At 64.0% G+C, this 19,479-nt stretch carries 19 protein-coding genes; 7 read left to right on the forward strand and 12 right to left on the reverse strand.

Annotated features, from left to right (window positions below):
- Positions 1-285 (reverse strand): BolA family protein, encoded by a 285-nt coding sequence (locus OO12_RS15825; RefSeq protein ID WP_082006568.1) that lies wholly within the window; start codon positions 283-285, stop codon positions 1-3.
- A gap of 47 nt (positions 286-332) precedes the next feature.
- Here OO12_RS15825 and OO12_RS15830 point away from each other — a divergent pair, with 47 nt between their 5' ends.
- A complete protein-coding gene (locus tag OO12_RS15830; protein WP_034159758.1) occupies positions 333-950 on the forward strand; it encodes a J domain-containing protein in 618 nt (205 codons plus the stop codon).
- Positions 951-1,021: 71 nt separating this feature from the next.
- Here the strand turns inward: OO12_RS15830 and OO12_RS15835 are convergent, their stop codons facing one another.
- From OO12_RS15835 to OO12_RS15865, 7 genes are all read right to left on the reverse strand, one after another.
- The gene (locus OO12_RS15835) at positions 1,022-1,684 is read right to left on the reverse strand and encodes a dihydrofolate reductase family protein (RefSeq protein WP_034159674.1); all 663 of its coding nucleotides are present in this window, start codon (positions 1,682-1,684) and stop codon (positions 1,022-1,024) included.
- 104 nt (positions 1,685-1,788) lie between these two features.
- Entirely contained in the window at positions 1,789-2,280 is a 492-nt protein-coding gene (locus tag OO12_RS15840) for a VOC family protein (RefSeq protein WP_200887489.1), read from the reverse strand.
- Positions 2,281-2,304: 24 nt separating this feature from the next.
- Positions 2,305-3,090 (reverse strand): VOC family protein, encoded by a 786-nt coding sequence (locus OO12_RS15845; RefSeq protein ID WP_034159675.1) that lies wholly within the window; start codon positions 3,088-3,090, stop codon positions 2,305-2,307.
- A gap of 34 nt (positions 3,091-3,124) precedes the next feature.
- Entirely contained in the window at positions 3,125-3,844 is a 720-nt protein-coding gene (locus OO12_RS29420; protein ID WP_034159760.1) for a DUF1428 domain-containing protein, read from the reverse strand.
- A 36-nt stretch (positions 3,845-3,880) separates the two neighbouring features.
- Positions 3,881-4,540 carry a glutathione S-transferase family protein gene (locus tag OO12_RS15855; RefSeq protein WP_327196027.1) on the reverse strand — a complete coding sequence of 220 codons (660 nt, stop codon included), beginning with the start codon at positions 4,538-4,540 and terminating at the stop codon, positions 3,881-3,883.
- Between the two features lie 39 nt (positions 4,541-4,579).
- The gene (locus tag OO12_RS15860; RefSeq protein WP_034159677.1) at positions 4,580-4,978 is read right to left on the reverse strand and encodes a DoxX family protein; all 399 of its coding nucleotides are present in this window, start codon (positions 4,976-4,978) and stop codon (positions 4,580-4,582) included.
- 149 nt (positions 4,979-5,127) lie between these two features.
- Positions 5,128-5,574, reverse strand: coding sequence for a VOC family protein (locus OO12_RS15865; RefSeq protein WP_327196028.1), 447 nt, complete (start codon positions 5,572-5,574; stop codon positions 5,128-5,130).
- A gap of 80 nt (positions 5,575-5,654) precedes the next feature.
- Between OO12_RS15865 and OO12_RS15870 the strand changes: the two genes are divergently transcribed.
- The 4 genes from OO12_RS15870 to OO12_RS15885 all read left to right on the forward strand — a co-directional run bounded on the left by OO12_RS15870 (position 5,655) and on the right by OO12_RS15885 (position 8,796).
- On the forward strand, positions 5,655-6,359 hold the full coding sequence (locus tag OO12_RS15870) for a winged helix-turn-helix transcriptional regulator (RefSeq protein ID WP_034159678.1): 705 nt from the start codon (positions 5,655-5,657) through the stop codon (positions 6,357-6,359).
- 5 nt (positions 6,360-6,364) lie between these two features.
- Positions 6,365-6,667 (forward strand): DUF6958 family protein, encoded by a 303-nt coding sequence (locus OO12_RS15875; protein WP_034159679.1) that lies wholly within the window; start codon positions 6,365-6,367, stop codon positions 6,665-6,667.
- Positions 6,668-6,743: 76 nt separating this feature from the next.
- Positions 6,744-7,748 (forward strand): cobaltochelatase subunit CobS, encoded by a 1,005-nt coding sequence (gene cobS / locus OO12_RS15880; RefSeq protein WP_034159680.1) that lies wholly within the window; start codon positions 6,744-6,746, stop codon positions 7,746-7,748.
- A 268-nt stretch (positions 7,749-8,016) separates the two neighbouring features.
- Entirely contained in the window at positions 8,017-8,796 is a 780-nt protein-coding gene (locus OO12_RS15885; protein WP_160296826.1) for a hypothetical protein, read from the forward strand.
- A 4-nt stretch (positions 8,797-8,800) separates the two neighbouring features.
- Here OO12_RS15885 and OO12_RS15890 read toward each other — a convergent pair whose 3' ends face one another.
- The gene (locus OO12_RS15890) at positions 8,801-10,528 is read right to left on the reverse strand and encodes an N-acyl-D-amino-acid deacylase family protein (RefSeq protein WP_034159682.1); all 1,728 of its coding nucleotides are present in this window, start codon (positions 10,526-10,528) and stop codon (positions 8,801-8,803) included.
- Between the two features lie 200 nt (positions 10,529-10,728).
- Between OO12_RS15890 and OO12_RS15895 the strand changes: the two genes are divergently transcribed.
- A complete protein-coding gene (locus OO12_RS15895; RefSeq protein ID WP_034159683.1) occupies positions 10,729-11,382 on the forward strand; it encodes a helix-turn-helix domain-containing protein in 654 nt (217 codons plus the stop codon).
- A gap of 27 nt (positions 11,383-11,409) precedes the next feature.
- On the opposite strand, the gene OO12_RS15900 is transcribed toward OO12_RS15895, so the two are convergent.
- The 3 genes from OO12_RS15900 to OO12_RS15910 all read right to left on the reverse strand — a co-directional run bounded on the left by OO12_RS15900 (position 11,410) and on the right by OO12_RS15910 (position 17,519).
- On the reverse strand, positions 11,410-12,897 hold the full coding sequence (locus OO12_RS15900) for a serine hydrolase domain-containing protein (protein WP_052215934.1): 1,488 nt from the start codon (positions 12,895-12,897) through the stop codon (positions 11,410-11,412).
- A gap of 88 nt (positions 12,898-12,985) precedes the next feature.
- Positions 12,986-15,784 (reverse strand): TonB-dependent receptor plug domain-containing protein, encoded by a 2,799-nt coding sequence (locus OO12_RS15905; protein ID WP_034159684.1) that lies wholly within the window; start codon positions 15,782-15,784, stop codon positions 12,986-12,988.
- A 292-nt stretch (positions 15,785-16,076) separates the two neighbouring features.
- The gene (locus OO12_RS15910) at positions 16,077-17,519 is read right to left on the reverse strand and encodes a DUF4261 domain-containing protein (RefSeq protein WP_034159685.1); all 1,443 of its coding nucleotides are present in this window, start codon (positions 17,517-17,519) and stop codon (positions 16,077-16,079) included.
- A 122-nt stretch (positions 17,520-17,641) separates the two neighbouring features.
- Between OO12_RS15910 and cobT the strand changes: the two genes are divergently transcribed.
- A complete protein-coding gene (gene cobT, locus OO12_RS15915) occupies positions 17,642-19,471 on the forward strand; it encodes a cobaltochelatase subunit CobT (protein WP_034159686.1) in 1,830 nt (609 codons plus the stop codon).
- Positions 19,472-19,479: the final 8 nt, after the last annotated feature.

Below are 19,479 nucleotides of genomic sequence, written 5' to 3' on the forward strand. Positions count from 1 at the left end.
TCACTCTCCCGGCGCGCGTGCCTTGATCGCCAGTGCATGGATGCTGGTCTGGAGCAGCTCGGACAGCGCGTTATTGACCAGCCGCTGACGCTGAACGCGCGACAGGCCGATAAAGGCCGGGGTTTCGACGACGACGGTGAAGTGCGATTCGCCGCTGCCGTCATCGCCCATATGGCCGGCATGGTGGGCGCTGTCGTTGATCACCTCGAGATGCGACGGGGCGAGCGCCGCGGTGAGCTGGGCGGTGATGGCGGCGGCAACGGGGCCGGTGGCGGGGCTGGTCATCGTCACTATATAAGCCACTTTTGGGTTTCGGGGAGCCGCGTGTCGCTGTGAGTGAGAAGAAGGCGGACGAAAGCGAAAAAAGGGACCGGCCGGGCGCACGTTTTCACGGCCGGGTCGAGGGGACGGGCAGGGACTGCGCCGAGCCGGGCTGCCATGAGCCGGGCGAATTCCGTGCGCCCGCGCTCGATGGACCAAATGGTGGTGACGGACCGCGCCCGTATCGCTGGTTCTGCCTCGACCATGTCCGCGCGTTCAATGCGCGCTACAATTTCTTCAACGGCATGAGCGCCGACGAAATCCACGACGCGCAGCGCCCCTTTGCCGGCTGGGAGCGCGAGACGCGCGCCTTCGCGCATTCCGGCGCCGACCGCCCGCCGACCTGGGCCGATTTTCGCGATCCGCTCGATGCGATCGGCGCACGCTTCAAGCGCGCGACCGAAGCGCCGCGCGCCGATGGCCGGATGCTGTCGGAGGGCGAACGCCGTGCATTGAAGGTGCTGGGACTGGGGGCCGATGTCGACCGGCGCGGCCTCAGAACGCGCTATGCCGAGCTGGTGCGGAAATATCACCCCGACCGTAATGGCGGCGACCGCAGCTACGAAAAGGCGCTGCAGGACGTGATCGCGGCCTACACGCAATTGAAGGGGGCGGCGGCGTTCGCATGACGTATTTCCTTCCCCGCCGGGGAGTGCCGGATAAGACTGCCCCCGGCGCTTGAGGCGCACTCACGCGGCGATCATCCCTCGCGCGTCATCCGTTCCTGACGCGCGCGCTCCAGGTCGTTCAACTCGGGCAGCATGAACGACCCGATCGGCACCGGGCCGGCGGGTTCATAGCTTGCGATGATCACGCCAGTGGTCGAGACTTGGTGATCGACCAGCGTCAAGGCGCCGGACGCGACACCGGCGGCGAACAGCCGCTTGCCGCCGCCCAGGACGACCGGGAAGGTCATCACGAACAGCCGGTCGATCAGCCTCGCCTCGAGCAGTGCCGGATAGAGCGCGGTGCTGCCCTGGATCAGCAGGTTGGGCCCATCGCCCGCCTTGAGTCTGGCGATGCCGGTCGCCGCGTCGCCGTTGATCGCGTGCGAATTCCGCCAGCCGAGCGGCTCGGTCGAGGATGTGACGACATATTTGGCGATCCTGTCGAACTTCTCGCCGATCGGGTCATTGGTCATGAACGGCCAGTGCGCGGCGAAGATCTCATAGGTCTTGCGGCCGAGCAGCAGATCATAATCGCCGCCGATCACGCCGCCCATATAATCGCCCATCATCTCGTCCCAATAGCTGCATGACCAGCCGCCAAGGGTGAAACCACCGGTCGGGTCTTCGGTGGGGCCGCCCGGGGCCTGCATGATGCCGTCGAGCGACTGGAAGACCCCGGCTATGATCTTGCGCATCGGAATGCCTTTCGGGGCGGGGCGTCGGGGGAGGTGTCAGCCTTGCCTCCCCCGCGCCGCGGGGGAGGATGTCGGCGCGATCGGAGTGACGCGGTCGATAGGGTTCAGGCGACCAATTCTCCGGCGACGGCGCGTTCGATCGCCGCGATGTCGATCTTACCCATCGTCATCATCGCATCCATCGCTCGCTTGGCTGCCGCCCGGTCCGGACTCGATATGGCGGCCATCAGCGCGCGGGGCGTGATTTGCCAGGACAGGCCGAACCGGTCCCTGCACCAGCCGCACGCACTTTCCGCGCCACCGCCATCGACGATCGCGTTCCAGTAGCGGTCGGTCTCTTCCTGGCTGTCGGTATAGATCTGGAACGACACGGCTTCGTCGAACTTGAATGTGTCGCCGCCGTTCAGGCCAAGGAACTTCATGCCGAGCACGGTGAACTCGACCGTCAGCACAGCGCCTTCCTTGCTCGAAGGGTTGTCACCCGGCGCGAGATTGACCGCGTCGACGCTCGAATCGGGGAAGGTCGCGGCGTAGAATTCGGCCGCGTCCTGGGCATTGTGGTTGAACCACAGGCATGGTGCGATCTTGTGCATCATTTCTCTCCTTGTTCTGGTCCGCGCTTATTTGCCCGGCCCGACCACGCCGAACATCACGCCGTGCGGGTCGCTCGCCACGATGATGCGGTCACCGCCCGGGACTTCCATCGGCTCGAGATGGACGGTGCCGCCACTGTCCTTCACCTTCTGCGCGGCGACGTCGATGTCGGGCGCGCGGAAATAGAATTGCCAGGCGGGCGGCGGGCTGTCCGGCTGTCGGTTCATGGTCGCGCCGATGATCTGCTCGCCGACCGCGACGAAGACGTAATCGCCTGAACCCGGCATCGTCATCTTGTCGGGATAGGTCCAGCCGAACACCGTGGCGTAAAAGGCGTTCGCCGCATCCTGGTCGGTGGTCGCCAGTTCGTTCCAGTTGCACTTGCCCATGCCCATCCGGTCATAGGCGGTGCTGTCTTCCGGGCTGGTGCCGCGCATCACGTAAAAGGGGATGCCCTGCGGATCGGCGACCATCGCGATGCGGCCGATATCGGGAATGTCCCAGGCGGGCATCAGCACGCTGCCACCCGCCGCCCTGATCTTCTCGACCGTCGCATCGACGTCATTGACGCCGATATAGAAGAGCCAGGTAGGTTTGGCGCCGCCCGCGATCATTGCGGGCGTCAGATGCAACACGCCGCCGACCTGACCGCCGCCCGACTCCGGGCTGACATTGATCATGCGGTAATCCTGGCCGCCCGGCAGCGGTTCTCCAACCGTCCAGCCGATCACATGGTCGTAAAATGCTTTTGACGCATCCGGGTCGGCGGTCATCAGCTCGTACCAGATCGGCGTACCTTCGGGATTGGGCATCGTCTCTCTCCTGTCGAATAGGCTTGTTGCTGGATCAGCGATCGAGAATAGGCGCGAAGCCGCCATAGACCATGCGCTTGCCGTCGAACGGCAGTTCCGTGATGGTGTCCGGCTTCATGCGCGGGTCTTCCATGACCTTGGCCATGCCGGCATCGCGGGTCTCCTTCGAAGGCCATTCGACCCAGGAAAAGACGACATGCTCGTCGCCGGTCGCCTGTACCGCGCCCTTGTAATCGGTGACCGTGCCATCGGGCACGTCGTCGCCCCAGGCTTCGACCACGCGGGTCGCGCCGTAATCGCGGAACACGGTCGATGCCTTGCTCGCCAGGCCGCGATACGCCTCCTTGTTGCCGGCCTCGACCGGCACGAGATAGCCATCGACATAGCCGGTCGATCCGCCCGGGCCGTCGTCGAGCAGCGGTTCGAACCCGCCATAGATCATGCGCTGGCCGTCGAACGGACACTCGCCCATCTCGGCCATGCGCGGATCTTCCATCATTCGCTTCGTGCCGTCCTCATATGCCTGCCTGGAGGGCCATTCGAGCCAGCTGAACAGGACGGTCTCATCATCCTTCGCCTTCACCGCGCGCTTGAAATCGGTGACCGTGCCGTCGGGCACTTCGTCGCCCCAATTCTCGACCATGCGGGTCATGCCATAGTCGCGGAACAGCGCGATCGATTTGGTCGCGTGGTCGAGATAGGCCTGCTTGTTCGCTGCGGGGACCGCGAGCACGAAACCTTGAATATAGCTCATCATCTCTCTCCTGAAATTATGGCTTGGATATGGAGTTCAGGCCGCTTCGCGATCGTCGAAATCGGCCAATTGTTCGGCCAGAGCCTGCTGGAATGCCGGCCGCGCCTCGCACCGCGCGAGATAGGCGGCAAGATTGGCATGCTCGGCGACCAGTCCGGTGTGACGCAGGTTACGCAGCACCGTGGCCATGATCAGGTCGCCTGCGGTGAAGCGGCCTTCGAGATAGTCCTGCTCGCCAAGCCAGTCCGACAGCCGGGACAGGCGTTCGCGCACCTTCTGCTCCGCCTCGGGCCGGCGCAGTGTCGCCCATTGCTGGCCGGCATTGAAGATATCGATATTGACCAGGTCGAAGATCATCGGCTCGATGCTGTTGAGCGCCGCGATCACCCAGCAGGTGGCGCGTGCCCGCCCGGCCGCGTCGGCGGGAAGCAGCGTCTCGCTGCGCCCGCCGATATGCAGCACGATCGCGCCACTCTCGAACAGGCCGAGATCGCCTTCGACGAACACCGGCACCTGGCCGAAGGGCTGTTCGTGGAAATAGTCCGCCGGACGCTGGGTGGTCGCGTCGAGCCGCCGGACCCGATAGGGCAGCCCGGCTTCGGCCAGTGCCCAGCGCACCCTGATGTCGCGCACCAGGCCACGGGCAAAACCCGGCACCCAGCGAAAGGCAGTGATCTCGATGTCTGGGGAGGTCATCATCCTGCTCCTTGTTGTGAAGTTATTCGGGTTCCGACGCTATCCGGCGATCGGCAGCAGCGCCCGGACGCGCGGGTCGCGCAGCCATAGCCCGGCCCAGGCGACCAGCCCGATATAGACGCCGAACAGCGTGTTGCTGAATAACGGCATGTCGGCGCGAAGGTTCACCGCGACTGCTCCGCCCAGGAATGCGGTGATCAGCACCGCGCCGAGAATGGCGGTGCGCGGCCAGGCGTACAGGATGACGCTGACCAGCAGGATCGCGCCGATCGTGCGGTACAGGCCGGGGTCGGGCGCGAGGCCCAAAGGCGGACTATTGTCGATCATCAGCTGCGGCGTGGCGAGCTTGAACACGGCATCCGCGCCGAGCGCGAGGATCGCCAAGCCGCTCAGCACGCGGCCGGTCCAGAGCGTCTTGGTATTCGATGGGAAGGGCATTGGGATTCCTTTGAAGATCAGGCGAACAGGGGCGCGCCGGTCATCGCGCCGTGCACGAGGATGGCGATCACGGTGACGGCGAAGCCGCCGGCACCGGAAATGAAAGGGGCGAATTTACGCATGACACTGTCCTTTTACGGTGTGCGCCGTCAGGCGGCGGCGTCGGCGAACGCCTCGGGGCCGGCAGCGGCCGCGCTGGGGTCCATCCACATCACTTCCCAGATGTGACCATCGGGATCGGCGAAGCTGCGGCTGAACATGAAGCCGAAATCCTGCGACGGCGTCGCATCGGCGCTGCCGCCGGCCGTCGCGGCCTTGTCGACCACCGCATTGACCGCATCCTTGCTCGGCTGTGCGATGCAGATCAGCATGCCGACCGCGCTCTTCGCGTCGGCGATGGTGCGGCCGGGGATGAACGAGGCGAACTTCTCATGGTTGAGCAGCATCGCGTGGATCTGGTCGGAAAGGACGATGCACGACGCGGTCTCGTCGCTGAACATCGGGTTCTTCGTCGCGCCGATCGATTCATAAAATGCCGTCGCCTTGGCGACGTCGCTGACGGGGAGGTTCACGAAGATCATGTTGGTCAGGCTCACGGGGGTTCTCCCTTTTTGGAAACGCTGAGTTGCGAATCACTGTTTGACGGTGATGCCTGCTTCAGTTATTAAAAGCAACCATGAAGTTAGAAAAAGTAACCGAATCGGCAAAAGCGGCGGAAAAGCGTTGGTATGACGATGCTTGCGGCACCGCTTTGGCAATGGAACTGGTTGGCGAGCGCTGGTCGCTGCTGATCGTGCGCGAGCTTATGTTCGGTCCGCGACGCTTTGGTGAATTGCGCGGCGGCCTGTCCGGGATCAGCGCCAATGTGCTGACCCAGCGGCTCGAAGGCATGGAAGCGGCGGGGATCGTCGAGCGGCAGAAGCTGCCGCCCCCGGCATCGGTGCAGGTCTATGGCCTGACCCCCTGGGGCTATCAGAGCGAAGTCGCGATCCAGGAACTGGGCCGCTGGGCGGTTCGCTCGCCCGCGCATGATCCGACGCTGCCGCTCAGCGCGGCCTCGATCATGATGTCGTTCCGTACCATGTATGCAGGCGATCGGGCGGCCGGTCTCCAGGCGACGATCGGCTTTCGCTTCGGCACGGAGACATTCGTGGCGGCGCTTGGCCCGGACGGCATTCCGATCCGGCGCGCCGATCCGTCGGATGCCGATCTGATCCTCTCGACCACGCCGATGATGCTGGCGGCAACCGTCTATGGCGGATTGCCGGTCGCCGATGCCGAGGCGGCGGGCGCGATGAGCGTGCAGGGCGACCGCGCGTTGCTTGACCGGTTCCTGACGCTGTTTCCGCTGCCACCGAAAAATTCCCCACCAACGGAGTGAAGCCGATGGCCGCAGCAAAGCCGAACCGCATTGCGATCGAAAACGTCATTCAGCCGGGCAAGACCTACACTGTCGATGCCGAAAAATTCGCCGCGATGCGTGATGCCGTGCTCGCCAGCCTGCCGGACAGTCCGCCAGGTATCACCGTTCCGGAATTGAAGGCGGCGGTGTTGTCGCGCCTACCCGACACGCTCTTTCCAGGCGGCGAGAAAGCCGGCTGGTGGCTCAAGGCGGCTCAGCTCGACCAGGAGGCGAAGCAGGTAATTGCCCGCGCGGCCGGGTCTCCGGTACGATTGTACAGGATTTAAAGAACCAAAGTTGTTTGTGAGTGTTGAGTCGAACGCTTTCCTTGGCCTAAGGCGTTAGGCCAGACGTGAGGCAATAATGACCGACATCCCTAATACTCAGCCCGACAGCCGCGAAACGACCATCATGGAAGCCCCCGACAAGATGCTCAGCGTCCGTGAGGCGTTCGGCATCGATTCGGATATGCAAGTCCCTGCGTTCAGCGAAGCGGACGAGCGCGTGCCTGATCTCGACCCGGCCTATGTGTTCGACGCCGACACCACGCTCGCGATCTGCGCCGGCTTTGCGCATAATCGCCGCGTGATGGTGCAGGGCTATCACGGCACCGGCAAATCGACTCACATCGAACAGGTCGCGGCGCGCCTGAAATGGCCATGCATCCGCATCAATCTCGACGCGCATATCAGCCGCATCGACCTGGTCGGGCGCGACGCGATCGTGCTCAAGGATGGCAAGCAGATCACCGAATTCCGCGAAGGCCTGCTGCCCTGGGCGCTGCAGACCCCGACCGCTTTGGTGTTCGACGAATATGATGCCGGCCGTCCCGACGTGATGTTCGTGATCCAGCGCGTGCTGGAGACCGAGGGCAAGCTGACGCTGCTCGACCAGAACCGCGTGATCCGCCCCAATCCCTGGTTCCGCCTGTTCGCCACCGCCAACACGGTCGGTCTTGGCGACACCAGCGGGCTGTATCACGGCACGCAGCAGATCAACCAGGGCCAGATGGACCGCTGGAACATCGTCGTCACGCTCAACTATCTCCCCGCCGCGGTCGAGGCGCAGATCGTGCTCGCCAAGTCGGGCGAATATGACAAGCCGGAGGGCAAGAAGGCGGTCGAGGACATGGTCCGCGTTGCCGACCTGACCCGGCGCGGCTTCATCAATGGCGACATCTCGACCGTGATGAGCCCGCGCACCGTGATCACCTGGGCACAGAATGCGTTGATCTTCGGCGATATCGGCTTCGCTTTCCGCCTGTCGTTCCTCAACAAGTGCGACGAATCGGAGCGTGCTCTGGTCGCGGAATATTATCAGCGCGTGTTCGGCAAGGATCTGCCCGAGAGCGTGGTGGGCAAGGCTTGATCTCGGTTATCACCCGGAGCGGACCGACCGGGCTCGGTCCGCTCCGGGAAATCCGTTGAGGAACGCGCGCAGGATAGGGATGATTTCCCGTCACGCGATGTGACACATGAACATGATCTGCGTGCATTGGGTTTACCAGATGTGCGTCGCGATCCGTTCGATCGGCCAATCATCCGCGATCCCAAATTGCTGCATTCGGTTGCGATGTGATCTGGTAGCAGGGTGCATGCATCACCATAGCGTTCGCCCGACTCGTCTTCTCCATATGATGGCACTCGCGGCCGTCGTGCCGCTGCTGGTCGCCGCCGCCGACTACAAGATCGGCGCGCCGCCGCTGCGGTTGCTGCCATCGCTGACCCAGGCGGGCGAACAGAAGGTCATGCCAGGCAATATCGTTGCGATGAGCGTGCTTGGCCGGCCCGACGCGGCGATCATTGTCGAACCGGTCAGGCTCGACCAGGCGGGCGAGCAGCGGGCGTTCGCGCGCGGCATGGTGCTCGCAGCGGCCAGCGTACCGGGCCTGCCCGGCGATCCGCAGCGGGTGTTTTGCGAGGAGGGCAAGGAAGGGTCGATCGGCAAGCAGATGACCGGACAGATGCTGTTCGGGCTGGTCGGCGCGCTGCGCCCGACCAAGCTCGACACGCGCTATTGCCTGATCGATGCCGATGGAGATTCCTTCTTCGATCACGCATTTCTGGTCGGGGCGAAGGGCAAGGGTAAATTGCCCTATGCCATCCCGAAGGCGGAATATGGCCTGATCGAGGGATTGCCACTGGGCGGGGACAGCATGGTGAAGCTGCGCTACGCCGGCAGCGGCGGGGAGAAGGGCAGCGTGTCGTTCGACCTCGAGGCCTCGGGCTTCGGCCGGATGCGACCATTGCCCGGCGCGCGTCACACGCTCTCGACCGTCAAGCTCCCCGCGCATGAGATTATCGAGGGCGCGGTCATCACCTTGCTCGCCTATGATGCGAAATCAGGCGAGGCGACGGTGATCATGAACCGCGACTTTGCACCGGGGCATATCGTGCTGCCCGAATTCGCTCAGTAGGCGGCTATCGCTTGCGGCACGCACCGCCGCCTGGCCAACCGGTCCAGCCGGGGCCACGCACGACCTGACCCGGGCGGTTCGTCGTGGGTTGGCCATCGCGCAGCACTGCCTGTCCATTGACGAACACCGTGCGCATGCCGGTGGCGAAAGCCTGGGGCTGCTGCACCGTCGCATGATCGACAAAAGTCTTGGGGTCGAACACCGCAATGTCGGCATGATAGCCGGGTGCGAGCCGGCCACGCTCCTTGATGCCCAGATTCGCCGCGGGCAGCGACGTCATGCGCCGGATCGCCTCGGCCATCGGCATGCGCCGCTCGTCACGGGCATAATGACCGATCACCCGGGCAAAGGTGCCATAAGTGCGTGGGTGCGGCTGCGATTTCAGGAACGGTCCCTCGGGCGCCTGGGCATCGGCATCCGACCCGAAGCTCATCCAGGGCAGCGCCACGGCGCGCGCGACATTGGCTTCGTCCATGATGCGATAGATGATGCCCACGCGGCTGCCGTCCTCGATCACCAGGTCCATCATCGTTTCCTCGGGCGAGGTGCCGCGCATCGCCGCGATCTCGGCGATCGTCTTGCCGGTCAACGGTTTCAGCTTCTCGCTCTTGAAGCCGGCCGCGATCAGCCCGTCGGCGCCGCCCGAGGCGCGATACATATTCTCCCAGCCGACACCCGGCTTGCGGATTTCGTCGGTCAGCCGCGCGCGAACCTTGGGGTCCTTCATGCGCTCGATCCACTTCTCCAGCCCGCCGGACTGCACCCAGGTCGGCATCGACGCGTCGAGCCCCGAGCCGGCGATGGTGTAGGGGTACATGTCGGCGGTGATCTTCAGGCCCGCCTTGCGCGCTGCCTCGACCCGGGCGATCGCGGCGTCGATCTTCGGCCAGTTATCCTTGCCCGCCTGTTTGAAGTGATAGATTTCGGCACGGGCACCGGTCTTGCGCGAAATCTCGATCAGTTCGTCGATCGCTTCGAGCAGGCGGTCGCCTTCGGAGCGCATATGGCTGATATACAGGCCGTCGCAGCGCCCAACCTCATCGACCAGCGCGATCAGTTCGGGCGTCTCGGCATAGCTGGCGGGTGCGTAGATCAGCGACGATCCGACCCCGATCGCACCGTCGCGCATCGCTTTGGCGACCAGCGCGCGCATTTGCTGCAATTGCGCCGGCGTCGGGTCGATATCCTCCTCGCCCAGCACATTGGCGCGCACCGTGGTTGCACCGACGAACGATGCGACATTGGGGGCGATGCCGCGTTTGGTCAGCCAGTCGAGATAGTCGGCAAGCGTGGTCCACTCGACCGGGTATTTCACATCGCTCTGGCGATCCGTCGCGAGCTTCTTCATCTCCGGCGTCATCGGCCCGAAACTGTCGCCTTCGCCAAATACCTCCAGCGTCACGCCTTGCCGGATATCGCTCAGGCCGCGCCCATCGGCGATCAGCGATTCGACCGCCCAGCTGAGCATGTTGATGAAGCCCGGCGCCACGGCCAGTCCCTTGGCATCGATGGTGGTGCGCGCCGCGCCTGGGGCCTTTGGCCCGACATAGACGATGCGATCCCCCTTGATCGCGACATCGCCGATCACGCCCGCGCCGCCCAGCCCGTCATAGATGGTGCCGCCCTTCAATACCGTGTCATAGGCCGGGGCCGCCGGCTTGCGCGCGGGCGTTGCCGAGATCAGCGTGGTGGCGGAGAGAGCGACCGCGATCGCACGGGTCCATGGCGTCATCTTGATTTCTCCCCTTTGCTCGATTCAGATGCGGCCGCACGTTCAGGGCGTGCCGCTCATTCCGATCGAATTGCGTGATCGACACGAGTGATGCTAGTTTCAACGATGTTCATACTTGCTTCTTGAGCGACTTATCCCGCATGGGATGTTATTGTCCTGATCAGGACACGTCAAGCGAGGGCGATTAGGAGAGTGCGACGATGCAAGGCAGTCAACTCACACTCGGCGCGTTGCTGAAGGGGTTACGCAATCGCAACGGCTGGACGCTGAAGCAGATGAGCGAACGCAGCGGCATCCCGGTGTCGACGCTGTCCAAGGTCGAGCATGACCGGCTGACGCTGACTTATGACAAGCTGCAGCAGCTGAGCGAGCGGCTCAACATCCGCATGTCGGAATTGTTCGTCGAAGAGGAAAGCTCGGCAGCGCCGACGGTGATGGCGCGACGCAGCATCGGGACGCTTGATCGCGCGGTTCGCGTCAACACCGCCAATTACGATTATTACTATCTCTGCACTGAGCTGCGGCAGAAGCGCATGATCCCGAACCTGACGCGAATCCGCGCCAAGTCGCTGGAAGAGTTCGGCAGTCTCGTCAGCCATGGCGGCGAGGAATTCATCTTCGTGGTCGAAGGGCGGATCGTCGTCCACACCGAATTCTACGATCCGCTTGAGCTCGGCGCGGGGGAATCAATCTATATCGATTCCTCGATGGGCCATGCCTATCTCGTCGCCGAGGGCTGCGAGGAGGCCGTGACGATCGGGGTCATGTCGAGCGGCGAGGATAATCTGATGAACTCGCTGATCAACATCCATGAGGAACGCACGCAGGACGAAGGCAAGGATCTCGCGGCCTGACCGGTGCCGGCCGCGAGATCCTCGCGGTCAGGGTTTCACGAAATGATAGGTGACGTGCGGCTGCGCCGCGAAGGACAGGCGCGGATCCTGCGGCGTGCCGTAGAATTCCAGCCGGTCATAGGGGCCACCGTCGCGCGCGCCGGTGACCAGCTCGTAAAGATTGGGTCCGACCTGCTCCCACGACGTCTTGCGTCCGCCATTCTCGACCAGGACGATATGCGCTGACGGCATCGAGACCTTGATGTCGCCTTCGGGTTCGACCGGCGTGGCATAGTCGCGGCGATTGCTGCGATAGGCGCCAAGCGGCGGCGACGGCTCGGTACCGGTCCAGCGCGGCGCGGGCTTTTGCGGGAAGAGCTTGCCCATGATCGCATCGCTCAGTTCGGTGCGCCCGAGATAGCTCCCGGTCCCGCCGGTGAACGACATGAAGAAACCGAAATCCGCCGCCGGCGCGATCGACAGGTTGGAATGGAAATCCATCGTATTGCCGCCATGGCCGACCACGCGCGGCCCGGCTTCACGATGCACCATGAAACCATGCGCCATTCCGGCAAGGTGCGGGGCATTGGCGATCGAATTGCTTTCGAGGAACGCGACCGACGCCGGGGTCAGGATTCGCGCCGTGCCGAGTTGCCCCTTGTTGAGCAAGGCGAGCATGAAGCGCGCCATGTCGGGTGCGGTCGCCGAGGCCGATCCGGCGGGCATGACCAGGCTGTAATATTCGAACGGCGTGGCGGAAAAACGCCCATCCTTCACCACATAACCGGTCGCCATATGGTCGCGCATTGCGCCGGTCAGCGGCTCCCGGAACGTCGTCGTCATCATGCCGAGCGGGCGGAAGATGTGTTTCTCGACATAGTCGGGATAGGGTTCGCCCGAGACGCGCTCGACGATGTAGCCGGCCAGTGCGGCGCCATAGTTGGAATAGGAAATCTCGCTACCCGGCGCCCAGACCCGCGCGGGGATATGTGCCTTCATCCAGTCGCGATACGGCACCAGCTTGCTTTCATTCTCCGCCGTGATGCCACCGATGTCGCTCATCCCCGGCGTGTGCTGCAACAGGTCGCGAACCCGGATCGGCGCCGATCCAAAGGTGGGAATCTTATAGTCGAGGTAAGTGTTCACATCGGCGTCGAGATCGACCTTGCCCTGCTCTACCTGTTGCATCAGCGCGACCCAGGTGAACAGCTTCGATACCGATCCCGGTCGGAACAGGGTACGCTGCGGATCGACCGGGATGCGCTTTTCGATATTGGCATAGCCATAGCCGCGGGTGAACAGCACCTTGCCCTTGTAGACGACCGTCACCACCGCCCCCGCCACTTCGCGCGTGGCGATCTGTTCGGCCATCACCCCGTCGATAAAGGCCGGCAGCGTCGACAGGCTGGCCGGGCTGATCGCGACCGGTGCCGCGGCCGGGGCGGTCTGCGCGGCAGCCGGGGATGCGATCGCCGCGGTTGGGGCGATCAGGATCAGGACCCCGGCGGCCAGGGTTTTCGGGTTGTACTTCGTCATGTCCGCCACTCCAATGCTGCGGTCGATATGGGCTGATTCGGAACCGGATCACCGCCGCCCCGATTGGAGCGGCGGTGCGTCCGGCGCGTCAGAATTTCACGCGCGCGCCGGCGGTGAAATAGGTGCCGACAATGTCATAATGCGGGCTGCCCGCCGTGGTGATTGGCGGGGGAGCATCGAACACATTGTTGACGTTGCCGAACAGGGTGAAGCGATCCATCACCTTGAACTGCGCGCCAAGGTCGACATAGGTCCGCGACGCGACCTTGTTGTTCACCAGCGTGGTCAGCGCACGGTTGTACAGGCCGCCATCGACATAGCGCAGGCGGGCGTCGAACCCGACAACGTCACCCTGATAGCTTACCCCCAGCGTGCCACGCCATTTTGGAACGCTGTTTGCCGTCGCATTGCCGACATCGCCCGCGGTATCGACGCGGGTGAGCCCGGTATCGAAGATGAAACGGTTGATATAGGTCGCCAGCGCACGCACCCGCACCGTCCCCTTCATCCCGCTGCTGACCTTCGACAAGGGCAGCACATAGGATGCTTCGATATCGAGGCCACGGGTCGAGAAGCTGGCGATGTTCTGCGAATTGGAGAACACCGTCTCGACCGTCTGCGTGGTCGGGTTGCGGATGATCTGACTGCACGCCGTTGAATTGCCCTTGGAGCAAAGCAGCGTCAGGTTCGACGCGGACAGCGTCGTGATCGCACCGTTGATGTTGACGTCATAATAATCGACCGAGAAACTGAGGCCGCGGAAGAAGGATGGCGAGAAGGTGGCGCCGACCGTCCACCCCTTGCTGATTTCCGGCACCAGGTTGGGGTTGCCGCCGCTATAGGTGGTCACAGTCGCCGGCGTCGCCGTATAGCCCGGGACCGAGCCCCGGCCCGCACTGTCCTGATCGACCAGCGCGCCGACATTGATGTTGCGCTGGCTGAACAATTCGTCGGGGTTGGGCGACCGAATATCGCGCGACCGCGTCACGCGCAGCAGGATATCATTGAACAGCCGCGCCGTGCCGCCGACCTTCCACGACCAGATGCCGCCGCTGTTGCTGTAATCCGAATAGCGCGCTGCACCATTGAGCTCGACCTTCGCAACCCCTTCGGCATTGATCACCGGCAGCGAGACTTCGGTAAAGGCTTCCTTCACGTTGAAGCCACCATTCAGATCGCTGACATAAACCGGCAAGGAGAAGATGCCGGCAATCGCATCGGCATTGCGCGATGAGGAGGTCTTCACCCACCGCGCTTCGGCGCCGACCACCACCGTGACTGGCCCTGCCCAGAGCGAGAACAGGTCGCCCTGCACTTCGGCGCCCATCGAATCGAGCTTCTCGATCGTTTTTTGCTGCTGCGTACCGGTGACATAATCCACCGCGCCGGGCGACGCGTTGAACCGGCCGAACGGGTTGAGCGGCCGGCATGCCGGGTCGTCATTGGTGGTGATCGCATCGGCATTGACCGCGCAGACGATCTGCCCGCCGCTCGACACCGCATCTATCGCCTTGTCGAAATTGGCCTCGATCCGCGAATTCTCCAGCCGCTCGTCGCTATGGATTTCGCCATGACTGTAATGCGCGCGATATGTGAAGCCCTTGCCGAAGGTGCCGTTGATGCCGATCGCGCCTTCCTTGTTCTCACGCTTGGTGTTGAAGCGCAGCATCAGGATATCGTTGAACACCCGGCCATAGGTGAAGCTCGTCTCACCCGCTGCCGCCAGCTGATTGCGGATCGCCGCGGACAGGAACGGGTTGGTCGCCGAAATGGTCAGCGGCGGGACGAGGAAGTCGGTCAGGAAAGGCGCATTGCTGGTGGAGCGTCCATAGCTTCCTTCGGCCCAGATCGTCGCCCCGCCCAGGTCATAGCTTACCCGGCCAAAGACGTTGAGCCGGTCGAACGGCGTCGAGGCGGCGACATTGTCATAGAGCCCGACGCCGTCCGCGCCGCCGATCATCTGTCCGGGAAAGGGGCCCGCGCCGAGCGGGGTGCCGCCCCGGAACGAGCGCAGCGTGCCATCTCCGTTGAAGGTCTGCCCGGCCAGCACGCCGGTGGTGATCAGCCCATCCGAGCTCATATTGCCATAGTTCACGTCACGCGTCAGGCGCGTCGAGAAATCGGTCAGGCTGGTCGGATTGACCCGGACGATCGCGGCACTGCCCAGGTTGGGCCGCGAGTTGCGGTCGGGGATACCCTTGTCCTTGATATATTCCGCGCCGATCATGAAATGGCCATTGCCGCCGGCGAATTTGGTGCCGAAACTGGCGTCCACACCATAACGTGCGCCGTCACCGCGTGACGAGACGCCGCTTTGCCCGCCGACCGTCAGGCCTTCCAGGTCATCCTTCAGGATGATGTTGACCACCCCGGCGACCGCGCCCGAACCCCAGGCAGCGGAGGCGCCGCCAGTCACGACGTCGATGCGCTGGATCAGGCCGGTGGGCACGAAGTTGAGGTTATTCTCGCCGACGAAACGCCGGCCATTGAGCAATGTCAGCGCGCGATTGATGCCGAGGCCGCGCAGGTCGACTGGCGCGGTGCCGGTCGAGGTGTTGCCATTGGACACTTGCGGCGTGACCGTGGCGCGAAATTGCGGCTGATCGTTCAGGACTTGCTGGATATTGGCGCGCGCGCCCTGCCGCAATTCGACATCGCCGATCACTGTGGTCGGGGTGGGCTGGTCGAAGCCGTTGCGGCGGATGCGCGATCCGGTGACGATGATTTCCCGGCCATCGTCGGTGGAGTCCGCAGCGGCCTGGTCCGTGCCGGCCTGTTCGGTGGACATATCCGTCGCTTGCGGCGGCGTCGCCTGAGCCAGGGCCGCACCGGAATAGATCAGCGCGACGGCCGAGGTCGCGCAGCGGAAAAGCGTGTCGATCTTCATTTTGTCTCCCCGTTGCGCATCTCGATGGCTTGGGTTGGGAGTCTTTGGTCCACCGTCACGGTGAAGACCGACTCCTCGTGTGATCCGCCTATCGATTCAAAATGCGCAACCGGGACAAATCATGCTTTTTTATTTCCTGCAAGAGAATCCAATCCTGTTCAGGTCGATTTGTGACAATTTGAGACGATTATGTCGCATAATGCGGCGTGTTTTGGGCGTGCGGCGGCAGGGGCGGTCCGGCGCGGCGCCGAAAACCGCCTCATCCAGCCGTTACGGTGCGTGATCTGGAGCCCTAAAGCCCCTTGCGACCGAAGCCGCCGGGGCGCCGGGCGAATCCGCCCGGACTTGGCCGGAGCGGCGGCGATGGGACCGGATCGGGGCGTGGCTGCGCCGCCGCCGGCTCGCCGAATTCGACGAACATCGCCCGGACCGGGGTTTCGCGCCGCGCGCGGCTTTCGCCGAAAAAGCAGCGGATCGCCTGATCCTCGGCGGTTGTACCGACCGTGTCGCCGTGACGGATCACCGGGCCTTTCAGCAACAGATAGCGCAGCAGCTCGCTGAGCTTGTCGCCGACCATCGCAACCGGATACGGCGCGTTCCACACCTCGACTTCATACCCCAGGAACGGCATCAGCCCGCCCGTGGTCAGGCAGACATTGCCGTCCGCCATCGAATCGGGCGCGGTCCAGGTCCAGAGCTGGATCGGAATCTCGCCATTCGTGACCACGCCGAGAAAGCCCTCGGCCATCTTTGCGTCAAACAGCGTGTTGACCTGATTGTTGAAGACGCCCGCAACCTGCGGTTCGCGCGCGATCATGCCGATCACCAGCGTCGCGACCATCGCGACCATGCGCATGCTCTCGAAATCGGCCGGCGACTTTATATGCACGGTCACATGCTGGCGATGCCGGGCGATCCGGTTCCGGTCGCCCTGGAACCAGAAGCTGCGCTGCAGCGCATTGTCGATCGCTTCAGGGTCCATCGGCAGCGGCAGCCAGGCGAAGACCAGTGATCCGCGGCCTCGGACAAAGCCCATGCCGCCCGGCGCGGCGATGCTTTTCCAGCGGCCATCCGGGTCGAACCTCCCCAGCACCTCGTCGATCAGCGGCCAGTCGATATGCACGTCGCCGTCAAGCATGATGGTCATCGACGCGAGCGAAACCTGGCCGTCGTCTTCTGGCTCGACCACTTGCGGTTCGGGAAATGGGGCAGGGGGATCGGCGTTGCGCGAAATCGGCGGGGCAACGACACCGGTCGTTTCGGGCACGCCACATTGCAGCAGCGGCCGCAAATCGACTCCGCGCGCGAGCAGCGCCAGCCCGGTCGACATGTCGCCATGATCGAGCCAGTTGCCGCCCGCTTCCAGTTGCAGGAATGATCCCGGCTGTTGCTGGGCGATCGTCGTGCAGACGATCACCGCGACCTTCAGCGCCAGCGTATCGTCCTCGGTCGATGGCCGGCTGATCGCGATATGATGATGATGCGCCGGCGGGGTATGGCCGTTGGCGGGCCGGTAAGGCTGGTCGGGCCGATATTCGATGCTGACCAGCATCAAATCGCCGTCCGGCAAGCGTCCGATGATCGTCTGCGGCCGTTCGAGCGTCGCGACATCGTCCTTGCCGCCATAATCCTCTTCGCCGACGCGCCAGCTGATGCGCGGGCATTGCTCGAGCAGCAAGGCGCGGATCAGGGCGATCGGGAAACCGACCGGATGTTCCAGCAATAGCGTCGGCACGCGGCGAGGCTCCACACTCGATCTCACGGCAAGTCTCGCACGATAGGCTTAAGCGACCGTGTATGCCGGACCCGGGCATGGCGGAGATTGATTTCGCGCGTCCGGCCCTGCACAGAAAGCCCATGGCCACCGAAACCCCCCTCGATCAGTTCAAGGCCGTGCTCGGCGGCACGTCGCGCGCACTTGCCGACGAACCCGAGATCGAGCTCGCCTTTACCGCCGACGCGCCGACTCAGTCGGGCAAGCATATCAAGGTGCCGATGCCGGCGCGGACCCTGCCGGCCGATCAGGTCGCGGAAGCGCGCGGTTTCGCCGATGGTTTCGCGCTCCGGCTCAAGCATCATGATTCCGCGCTGCATGCGAAGACCGCACCGGGCGACGCCGTGGCGCGCGCGGTGTTCGACGCGGTCGAAGGCGCGCGCGTCGAGGCGCTGGGGTCGCGCGGCTATGCCGGCATCGCTGCCAATCTGGCGACCGCGCTCGACATGAAATTGCGCGCCGACCCGATCACCCGCGCGCGCTCCCGGGAGGAAGTGCCGCTGTCGACCGCGCTCGGGCTGATGGTGCGCGAACGGCTGACCGGCGAACAGGCGCCGGCCACCACCGCGATGGGCATGGCGCTGATCCGCGACTGGATCGAGGACAAGGCGGGCCATGACCTCGATGCGCTGGCACTGGCGATCGACGATCAGCGCGCCTTTGCGACGCTTGCGACGCGCCTGCTCGAGGATCTCGAACTGATCGAGGGCGACCTGATCCCCGACGATAGCGAGGAAGGCGGCAGCGACGACGAAGGCACCGAGGACCAGCAGTCCGACGACGGCGAAGAGGGCGAGAGCGAGGGCGAGGAAGGCCAGAGCGAGATCGAGGCGCGCGGCCAGGACCGCGACGCCGAATCGCAGGACGGCGAGTCGAGCGAGCAGGGCGACGACCAGTATGACGATATGGACGGCGAGCCCGGCGATGAGGGCGAGGAAGGCATGCTGCCGGTCCGCCCCAACCGCCCGCTGCAGGATTTCGGCGCGCAATTCGATTACAAGGCCTGGACCACGGCCTATGACGAAGTGATCGCCGCGACTGAATTGTGCGACGCCGACGAACTGGCGCGGCTGCGTTCCTATCTCGATCAGCAGCTCGTCCATCTTCAGGGCGTGGTGACCAAGCTCGCCAACCGGCTGCAGCGCCGCCTGATGGCGCAGCAGAACCGCAGCTGGGACTTCGACCAGGAAGAGGGCATTCTCGACGCCGCGCGGCTGGCGCGGATCGTGGTCAATCCGATGCTTTCGCTCAGCTACAAGGTCGAGCGCGAGACCGATTTCCGCGACACCGTCGTCACCTTGCTGATCGACAATAGCGGCTCGATGCGCGGCCGCCCGATCTCGATCGCCGCGATCAGCGCCGACATTCTCGCGCGCACGCTGGAACGTTGCGGGGTCAAGACCGAGATTCTCGGCTTCACCACCCGCGCGTGGAAGGGCGGGCAGGCGCGTGAGACCTGGCTTGCCGCCGGACGCCCGCCACAGCCGGGCCGGCTCAACGACATCCGCCACATCGTCTATAAAAAGGCCGACGAGCCATGGCGCCGCGCCAAGGCGTCGCTTGGGCTGATGATGCGCGAAGGGCTGCTCAAGGAAAATATCGATGGCGAGGCATTGCTCTGGGCACATGGCCGGCTGATCGGGCGGCCCGAGGAACGCAAGATCCTGATGGTGATTTCCGACGGCGCGCCGGTCGATGATTCCACGCTCAGCGTGAATTCAGGCAGCTACCTCGAACGTCATTTGCGCCAAGTGATTGGCTGGATCGAAACCAAATCACCGGTGGAGCTGGTGGCGATCGGCATCGGCCATGACGTGACGCGCTATTACCAGCGCGCGGTGACGATCATGGATGCCGATCAGCTTGGCGGTACGATCATCGAACAGCTCGCCGCGCTGTTCGACACGGAATAGGATTGGGC

The sequence above is a fragment of the Sphingomonas sp. ERG5 genome (assembly GCF_000803065.1).
Lineage (GTDB): Bacteria > Pseudomonadota > Alphaproteobacteria > Sphingomonadales > Sphingomonadaceae > Sphingomonas.